The sequence below is a fragment of the Streptomyces niphimycinicus genome, from assembly GCF_018883605.1.
Taxonomy (GTDB): Bacteria; Actinomycetota; Actinomycetes; order Streptomycetales; family Streptomycetaceae; genus Streptomyces; species Streptomyces niphimycinicus.
In genome coordinates this window covers 1-8,657 of the sequence record NZ_JAHLEM010000112.1, presented here as the reverse complement: position 1 = coordinate 8,657, position 8,657 = coordinate 1, and the positions used below count along the sequence as shown (strand labels likewise).

Here is an 8,657-nt window from a genome sequence, read left to right as displayed (position 1 = left end):
CCCTCGGCCGACGACTTCAGGCCCAGCTCGGCGAGCTGGACACCGCGCGCCCCGGCCAGCAGGTCCCAGCGCCAGGGCTCGTCGAGCGCGACATGGCGCAGGAACAGCTCCCACTGCGCCTTGAAGCCGTTGTCGAACTCCTCGTTGTCCGGCACCTCCTGCCACTGCTCGCGGAAGGACTCGGTGGCGGGCAGATCGGGGTTCCAGACCGGCTTGGGGGTGTGCGAGCGGTGCTGGACGCGGCAGTTGCGCAGCCCCGCGACGGCCGAGCCCTCGGTGCCGTCGACCTGGAACTCGACCAGCTCGTCGCGGCCCACCCGAACGGCCCAGGAGGAGTTGATCTGGGCGATGGCGCCGCCCTCGAGCTGGAAGACGCCGTAGGCCGCGTCGTCGGCGGTGGCCTCGTACGGCTTGCCCCGCTCGTCCCAGCGGGTCGGGATGTGGGTGGTGGCCTGCGCCTGCACGGTGCGCACGGCGCCGAACAGCTCGTGCAGCACGTACTCCCAGTGCGGGAACATGTCGACGACGATGCCGCCGCCGTCCTCGGACCGGTAGTTCCAGGAGGGCCGCTGGGCGCTCTGCCAGTCGCCCTCGAAGACCCAGTAGCCGAACTCCCCGCGTACGGAAAGGATTCTGCCGAAGAAGCCGCCGTCAATGAGGCGCTTGAGCTTCAGCAGCCCCGGCAGGAAGATCTTGTCCTGGACGACCCCGTGCTTGACGCCCGCCGCCTCAGCGAGCCGGGCCAGCTCCAGGGCGCCTTCCAGACCGGTGGCGGTCGGCTTCTCGGTGTAGATGTGCTTGCCCGCGGCGACGGCCTTCTTGATGGCCTCCTCGCGGGCGGCGGTGACCTGGGCGTCGAAGTAGATGTCGACGCGGTCGTCGGCGAGCACGGCGTCCAGGTCGGTCGAGACATCCGCGACCGGGTCGAGGCCATGGCGCTCGGCCATCTCCTTGAGCACGTGCTCCCGGCGGCCGACGAGCAGCGGCTCGGGCCACAGCACGGTGCCGTCGCCGAGGTCCAGGCCGCCCTGTTCGCGGATGGCGAGGAGAGAGCGGACGAGGTGCTGGCGGTAGCCCATCCGGCCGGTCACACCGTTCATGGCGATCCGCACTGTCTTGCGTGTCACGTGGGTTCTTCTCCTCACCGCGAGTAACAGTAAGCGCTTTCTAAGCATCAACGCTAACCGCCCCACCCCGCCTCTGTACAGAGCGAGCACGGGGGCGAACGTGGGACGGGCAGCGCTTCAGCAGGTTCTTGCGAGGAACCCCAGCGCTACGAGCGCAAAGCCGAGTACTTCTTGGCCTTCACCAGCATCGCCTGCACCCTCATCTGCTATCGCAGGCTCACCAAATGAGATGACGTCCAAGCCGCGCCAGAGTTCAAGGAGCTTGTCCTTGGCGACGCGGATCATCGGCATGGCCGCGAGCCGCCCACCCGGCCGGCCCGCCAGACCTGCGGCAATCGAGCATCGATGCCATCGATGGAGGTCATCGACGTTATAGGGTTCCCTCAGTGTGCCGGCGCCGCCAGAATCTCTACTGAATCGACGGGGCAAGGGCTCCGGTGTCCATCGCAGTGCCGTGCACGGCACTGCACGCCCCGCCTTCGCCACCGGGATGCACTTTCGCTCCGGAACGTGAGTGCCGGATGCCGCACGGCGAGTACCGGCAGACGCGTCTTCCTGACAAGCCGTATGAGAGAGCCGCCATGAGCAATAGCCCAGTAGTGGACAACCGCGCTGATGTGGGTGACGCAGAACTGTCCGAAATCAGCGACGGCGTATTCGCCTACGTTCAGCCGGATGGGACCTGGTGGATCAACAACACCGGCTTCGTTGTCGCCGATGACCGGGTTGTCGCGATCGACTCCTGTGCGACGGAAAAACGCAGCAGGAGACTACTGAGCACGATTGACCACGTCACCAAAAAGCCGGTGAGAACGCTCATCAACACGCACCATCACGGTGACCATACACACGGAAATTTCGTCTTCAGGGACGCGACCGTCATCGCGCACGATGCCTGCCGCAAAGCGTTGATCACCGAGGGCCTGCCCCATACGGCCCCGGTCGCCGGCAGCGGGGCCTGGGGCGAGCGGGAATGGGGCACGATCCACCTGGCCCCGCCCTTCGTCACGTTTACCGACAGCGTGAACGTCTACGCCGACGACCTGCTGTGCGAGGTGCGGCATCTGGGCATGCCCGCTCACACGACCAACGACGCCGTGGTGTGGATCCCTGAGCGCAAGGTTCTCTTCGCCGGGGACCTGTTGTTCAACGGCGGCACGCCGTTCCTGCTGGCGGGTTCCCTGCGCGGGGCCCTGGCCGTGGTGGGCAGACTGAAGCGGTTCGACGCCGAAGTGATCGTGCCAGGTCACGGTCCGGTCGGTGGCCCGGAGATCATCGACGAGGTGCTGGACTACCTGCGTTTTGTACAGGAAGTGGCGCAACGCGCCCACGCCGCGGGGCTGACACCCTTGCAAGCGGCCCGTGAAGCCGAACTGGGCCGGTTCGCCGCCCTCAGCGACAGTGAACGCCTCGTGGGCAATCTCCACCGCGCCTATTCGGAGCTCGACGGCGGCCCGATGGGCGCTTCGCTCGACGTCCGGGCAGCCTTGCACGACATGGTCACCTTCAACGGCGGCCGGCCCCTGACGTGCCTGGCCTGACCCGGTCACCGGTTACGCGGCGGCATTCCCGTCCGGCACAGCGGCCCGCCGACACCACCCCATCCTCCGGCACGATAGAAGGTCCTCATGGAGGCGAAGGATCCGGCAGGGGCCGCACACCTGCATGGTCTGGACATCGGTCACATTCACGCCCTGTACGGCCTGCTGAGTGAGCGTTCCGTCACCGGCGCCGCACAGCGGCTCGGCCGTACTCAGCCCACGCTGTCCGCGGCGCTGGCCCGGCTGCGCCGGCACTTCTCCGACGAGCTGCTGACACGGGTCGGCAACCACTACCAGCTCACGCCGTTCGCCGAGCAACTGCGTCCGCTGGTGGCCGTGGCCGTCTCCGCCGTCGAGCGGGTCTTCGCGGCCCAGTCCGAGTTCGACCCCGCCACCTCCGACCGGGTGTTCACCGTCGTTTCCTCCGACTACGGCATCAGCGTGGTCGGCGCGGCGCTGGTGGCCCGCCTACAGGAACAGGCTCCGCGTGCCTGCGTACGCTTCGAGCCGGTCACACCCGAAGCACTCAGCCGCAACCCTGACTTCTACCGCACCCTCGACGGGGTGCTCATGCCCCACGGTTACATCGATCTGCCCCGGCAGATCGACCTGCATCGCGACCGCTGGATGTGCGTGGTCGCCGCCGACAACCCGCTGGTCGGGGAAGAGCTGACCATGGCGGACCTGAACGCGCTGCCCTGGGTGACGACGTTCCACGATCCCTTGGGCCGCGCGCCGGCGTGGCGCCAGATGGAATTGCTGGGCGTCACACCGCGTGTGTGCGCAATCGCCGATTCCTTCCTGGCCATGCCCCAACTGGTGCGCGCCACCCAGGGCATCGCGTTGGTCCAGGAGCGACTTGTGGCACCCCTTGCCGACGCTTTGCGGGTGCGGGCGCTGGAATGTCCTTTCGATGTGGTTCCGCTGGTCGAGGCCTTCTGGTGGCACCCGATGCATGACAGCGACAGCGGACACAGGTGGCTGCGTGACACGCTGCGTGACATTGCGCGAGAGCTCATGAATTCGGAATAGAGCGCATCTATATCCTCCATCGGAAGAACGGGCTTCCTTTGGGCTGCTGGGCGGTTCAGACTCTTTCGTGTCGTTACCGATGCGAGAGGCCCGTTCGATGGTCAATACGAGCCGCACGTCCGCAACGGATGTGCACGCCCACGTATGGCTTTCCGAAGTCCACGACCTCGTGGAAAGCCATCCCGGATTCCTCGCTTTCACGGATCTGGAATTGTTGCGGTCCGGCCTGGAGTCCGCCGCGGTGAGTGAAAAGGCCTTCGCCGAGCGCCGGCCGCGGCTCACCGATGTCGGCGAGCGGCTGGCTGTGATGGACACCTCCGGAATCGGCGTTCAGGTCGTGTCCGTGGTGCCGACCCAGTACCACACCTGGACCCCGGCCGCACTGGCCGTGGAGGTTGCGCAGACCACCAACGAAGGTGTCGCACGGCACTGCGCACAGGAGCCGGAGCGGCTGGTCGGTCTGGGCGCGGTGCCGCTTCAGCACCCGGAGCCGGCCGTGGAGTGCCTGGAGCACGCCGTTCTCGCCTGCGGCCTGCGCGGCATCCAGATACCGTCCCACGCCTGGGACGCGCATACGCGCGCCTCCGTGGAGCTGTCGGACCCGCGTCTGGACCCGCTGTGGCGGCGGGCGGAAGAACTCGGGGCGGTCGTCTTCCTGCACCCGTGGGGGTGCACCCTGGACGAACGCCTCAACCGCTGGTACCTGTCCAACTCCGTGGGACAGCCCGTCGAACACGCGGTGGCCCTGTCCCATCTGATCTTCGGCGGGGTCCTGGACCGCTTTCCACGTCTGCGGTTGATCGCGGCCCACGGCGGCGGCTATCTGCCGACCGTCCTGGGCCGCGCCGACCACGCGTGGCTGCATCGCGCCGAAGCCCGCTCCTGCGCTCATCTGCCCAGCGCCTATCTGGAGTGCCTGTGGTTCGACTCCCTCGTCTACGCCGCCCAGGACCTGCGCAACCTGGTGGCCGCGGTGGGTGCGGAGCGGGTGCTGCTGGGCTCGGACTACCCCTTCGACATGGGCGTGACCGATCCCCTCGACCGCCTGCACGCCGCCCGGTTGAGTGCGCACCAGACCACGCGGATCGCCTCCGCCAACGCCGCCGAGCTGGACCTGATACCCCGGTCGGCCGCGGAAAGGAGCACGTCGTGAGCGCCGTCATCACCGTCGCACCGACCGGCCCCATCGCCACCAAGGCCGACCACCCGGCGCTGCCCACCCAACCCGAGGAGATCGCCGAAGCCGTTGAGCGGGCCTACGAGGACGGTGCCTCGGTCGCCCATATCCACCTGCGTGACGAGCAGGACCGGCCCACCGCGGAGCTGTCCGTCGCCCGCCGGACCATGGACCTCATCCGGGAACGCTGCCCGATCCTCATCCAGATGTCCACCGGCGTCTGCCTGAGCGTTCCGTTCGAGGAACGTGCCGGCCTGGTCGAGCTGCGCCCGGAGATGGCCACCCTCAATCCGTGCAGCATGTCCTTCGGCGCCGGGGAGTTCCGCAATCCGCCCGCCGGAGTGGAGCGCCTCGCCGCCCGCATGCAGGAACTGGGTGTCAAGCCGGAACTGGAGATCTACGACACCGGCCACCTGGATGCCTGTCTGCGACTGCGCGACAAGGGACTGCTCACCGGACGCCTTCAGTTCAGCATCGTCCTCGGCGTCCGCGGAGGCATGGCCGCCACCCCCGCCAACCTGATCCTGCTGGCCCAGCGCCTGCCCGAGGACGCCGTCTGGCAGGTCATCGCCATCGGCCGACACAACCTGGCCCTCACCGGGATCGGCCTGGCCCTGGGCGGCAACGCCCGCGCGGGCCTGGAGGACACCCTCCATCTGCGCAAAGGCGAACTGGCCCCGGACAACAGGCCCTTGGTCCAGCGCGCCGTACGCCTGGCCCAGTCCCTGGACCGGCCCGTCGCCGGCGTCGGCCAGGCCCGCGAGGCCCTCCTTCCCACGCAGCCGTGAACCTCCGCGGCTGCACGTAACTCCGAATGAATCCGAAGGGATCCGAATCCGAAGGGATCCGAATCCGAAGGGACCCGAATGAAAGAGACCGACACGTCAACCGCTTTCGACCCGGCGGAAATCCTCCGCACCCGGTGGTCGTCCGACGACGAAGCAGACCGCTTCACCGTCGACAACCCCGCTACCGGCAGCCCGATCGTCACCATCCAGGGAGCCGGCCAGAAGGAGGTCGGTCAGGCCGTCACCACGGCCTACGACGCCCACTTCGCCTGGAAGGCGCGCACCCCCCGCGAGCGGGGCCGCTGGTTGAACAAGGTGGCCCAGGCCGTCCGTGAGCACGCGGACGAGATCGCCGCGCTGGAGTCCAGTGACAACGGCAAGCCGTTCACCCAGGCCCGTGGCTTCGATCTCGAGGCATGCATCGCCATCTTCGAACTCTTCGCGAGCCTGTGCGAAGTGATGCCCAACCAAGTGCGGGACGCGGGCGCCACGCTCGACGTCACCACCTTGGAGCCGTACGGCGTCATCGCGGCTATCGTGCCGTTCAACTGGCCGCCGCTGCACACGGCCGGCAAGCTCGCTCCCGCCCTTGCGGCAGGCAACGCCGTCGTCATCAAGCCTCCGGAGCAGGCCCCTCTGTCGGTGATGCGCGTGCTGGAGATCGCCCAGTCGGTCCTCCCGGACGACGTCATCCACATCCTTCCCGGTCTGGGCAAGGTCGGTGCCCACCTGGCGGGCCACAAGCTCGTGGGCAAGATCTCCTTCACCGGCGCCCCCACCACCGGCTCCGCCGTGCTGAAGACGGCCGCCGACAACCTCACCCCGACCCTGATGGAGCTCGGCGGAAAGAACCCCTTCGTCATTTTCGAGGACGCCGACCTCGACTCCGCCCTGCGCTGGGCCGTCGAAGGCGGCTACTTCAACCAGGGCGAAGCCTGCACCGCGGCCTCTCGCGTGCTGGTACAGCGCAGCATCTACGACGAGGTCGCCCGGCGCCTCGCCCAGGCCGTGACCCGGCTGCGCGTCGGCAACGGCGCTGACCACTCCACCCACGTGGGTCCGCTGGTGACCGAGGCCCAGCGCAGGCGCGTCCAGGACTACATCAGCATCGGGATCGCCGAAGGCGCCACGCTCGCGGCCCAGGCCGACCTGCCCACTGACCCGGCACTCGCCGGTGGCTACTACGTGCGTCCCACCCTGTTCACGGACGTGACGCGCGACATGCGCATCGCCAGCGAAGAGATCTTCGGCCCGGTCGTGGCCGTCATCCCCTTCGACGACGAAGACGAAGCGGTCAACATCGCCAACGCCACCGACTTCGGACTGGTCGCCGGCATCTTCACCCGCGACTCCGAGCGCGCCCTGCGCGTCAGCCGCAGGATCGCCGCCGGGATGGTCTTCATCAACAACTACAACCGTGCATTCACCGGAACGCCCTTCGGCGGCGTCGGCCACAGTGGCTACGGCCGTGAGCATGCCCTGGAGACACTCCACGAATTCGGCTACAGCAAGAGCCTGCGCCTGCCCTCCGGGCTGAGCGAGGTGTCCCGCTGGAGTCCGTCCATCGAGGTCTTCGACACCTCTTTGACCGAGAGGGAGTGAGCGATGGCAAAGGGAATCGACGTGCACGCCCATTTCACCCCGCCCACCACGCCCGAGGAACGCGAAGCGCGCTGGCATGCGATGCGTGAAGCGCAGTTCCTTGCGCCGGAGCCCTACCAATGGACGGTCGACGGGACGCTGGACTACATGGATCGCGCGGGTGTCGCGATGCAGTTGTTGAGCAACATCCCCAAGACTCCGGACGCCCTTCGGGCGTCCAACGACTACGGAGCGTCGGTCGTGGCGGACCATCCGGCGAGGTTCGGTCTGCTCGCGGCCCTGCCCACCGACGACCCTGCCGTCGCCCTCGCCGAAATCGAGCGGGCCTCCAGCGAACTGCACGCGGACGGGTTCGCGGTGACCTGCCACTACAACGGGGTCTACCTGGGCGATGCAAGTCTGGAACCGGTCTGGGCCGAACTCGATCGCCGAGGTTCGACCGTGTTCGCCCACCCGGACGCCTACGCCCCGGCGTCCATGGGGCGGCCCAGCCCCTTGCTGGAAGTCGCCTTCGAAACCGCCCGTACGGTCATCGACATGCTCTACGCGGGCATCTTCCGCAGGTTCCCGAACATGCGGCTGATCGTTGCGCACTGCGGCGGTGCGCTGCCTGCCTTGTCCGGCCGCCTGCATCTGCTGGGCACCGAGGCATGGGTGCCGAACCCGAACGGACTCACCCAGAGCGAGATACGGGACCACCTCGCCCGGCTGTATCTGGACACCGCCGCCACCGGCACCATCCACACCCTCGCACCAGCCCTGGCCATGACATCACCCGAGCACATCGTGTACGGCTCGGACTCCGGCGTTCCTTGCAGCACGGAGCACACGCTGGAAACCAACCGGCACGCCGTGGCGGACTTCACCGGGCTACCCCGTGATCAACTCGACGCCATCGGCCGCAATGCGCTGCCTTTGTTCCCGCGAGCCGCAGCCCGAGTCGGCCGACAGGTCACGACGGCCTGAAGATCGCTGCCTTGGAGACCCGAGCCCATGCACTGCCGGCCGCCGCATGACCGCCGGCGCCGCCTGCGGGTCACAGGTGGTGCTCCGTGGCTCTGGCGGCGATCGCGAGCGGGCCGGGGATGAGGAAGAGCAGCGGCGGATACGCCCAGGCGCAGACGGCGGCGGTGGCGACGGCCAGCAGCAGCACGGCGCTCGCCCGTGGCCCGCGCACGCTGTCATACGCCGCCGAGCGCAGCGCGGCCCGCCAGCTCGTCGCCGACTCGGGGCGGGCGCAGGCCCGCAGATAGACGACGGCGAGCAGTCCGGCCACGGCGAGCAGCGCGGGCCGGAAGACCACCGCGCCCGGCAGTCCCGCCCCCGCCGCGAGCGCGTTGAACAGCAGCAGGACGCCGCCGGCCAGCAGCCCCGCTCCGGCCGGCAGATC

Annotated in this window: 7 protein-coding genes and 1 pseudogene; 6 read left to right on the top strand and 2 right to left on the bottom strand. The window is 68.3% G+C overall.

Annotated features, from left to right (window positions below; translation table 11 throughout):
- Positions 1-1,127 (bottom strand): Gfo/Idh/MocA family protein (locus KN815_RS13130; RefSeq protein ID WP_216341980.1); only part of this gene is annotated, 1,127 nt, incomplete at its 3' end.
- 521 nt (positions 1,128-1,648) lie between these two features.
- On the opposite strand from KN815_RS13130, the gene KN815_RS13120 reads away from it, so the two are divergent.
- The 6 genes from KN815_RS13120 (at position 1,649) to KN815_RS13095 (ending at position 8,233) form a co-directional block, all read left to right on the top strand.
- Positions 1,649-2,668, top strand: coding sequence for an MBL fold metallo-hydrolase (locus KN815_RS13120; RefSeq protein WP_253208941.1), 1,020 nt, complete (start codon positions 1,649-1,651; stop codon positions 2,666-2,668).
- An 87-nt stretch (positions 2,669-2,755) separates the two neighbouring features.
- Positions 2,756-3,700, top strand: a complete 945-nt coding sequence (locus KN815_RS13115) for a LysR family transcriptional regulator (protein ID WP_216341979.1) — start codon at positions 2,756-2,758, stop codon at positions 3,698-3,700.
- A 97-nt stretch (positions 3,701-3,797) separates the two neighbouring features.
- The gene (locus KN815_RS13110; protein WP_216341978.1) at positions 3,798-4,853 is read left to right on the top strand and encodes an amidohydrolase family protein; all 1,056 of its coding nucleotides are present in this window, start codon (positions 3,798-3,800) and stop codon (positions 4,851-4,853) included.
- A complete protein-coding gene (locus KN815_RS13105; protein ID WP_216341977.1) occupies positions 4,850-5,665 on the top strand; it encodes a beta-keto acid cleavage family enzyme in 816 nt (271 codons plus the stop codon). Before KN815_RS13110 ends, KN815_RS13105 begins: the two co-directional genes overlap by 4 nt.
- 78 nt (positions 5,666-5,743) lie before the next feature.
- Complete coding sequence (locus KN815_RS13100) at positions 5,744-7,267, top strand: aldehyde dehydrogenase family protein (protein WP_216341975.1); 1,524 nt, start codon at positions 5,744-5,746, stop codon at positions 7,265-7,267.
- 3 nt (positions 7,268-7,270) lie between these two features.
- Positions 7,271-8,233, top strand: coding sequence for an amidohydrolase family protein (locus tag KN815_RS13095; RefSeq protein WP_216341973.1), 963 nt, complete (start codon positions 7,271-7,273; stop codon positions 8,231-8,233).
- A gap of 70 nt (positions 8,234-8,303) precedes the next feature.
- On the opposite strand, the pseudogene KN815_RS13090 reads toward KN815_RS13095, so the two are convergent.
- A pseudogene (locus KN815_RS13090) lies at positions 8,304-8,657 on the bottom strand (hypothetical protein); the annotation flags it as partial.

Excerpts from the sequence above, each read along its gene's own strand:
- KN815_RS13120 (WP_253208941.1), top strand. The coding sequence starts at position 1,649 with ATGCCGCACGGCGAGTACCGGCAGACGCGTCTTCCTGACAAGCCGTAT.
- KN815_RS13095 (WP_216341973.1), top strand. The coding sequence starts at position 7,271 with ATGGCAAAGGGAATCGACGTGCACGCCCATTTCACCCCGCCCACCACG.
- KN815_RS13115 (WP_216341979.1), top strand. The coding sequence starts at position 2,756 with ATGGAGGCGAAGGATCCGGCAGGGGCCGCACACCTGCATGGTCTGGAC.
- KN815_RS13110 (WP_216341978.1), top strand. The coding sequence starts at position 3,798 with ATGGTCAATACGAGCCGCACGTCCGCAACGGATGTGCACGCCCACGTA.
- KN815_RS13100 (WP_216341975.1), top strand. The coding sequence starts at position 5,744 with ATGAAAGAGACCGACACGTCAACCGCTTTCGACCCGGCGGAAATCCTC.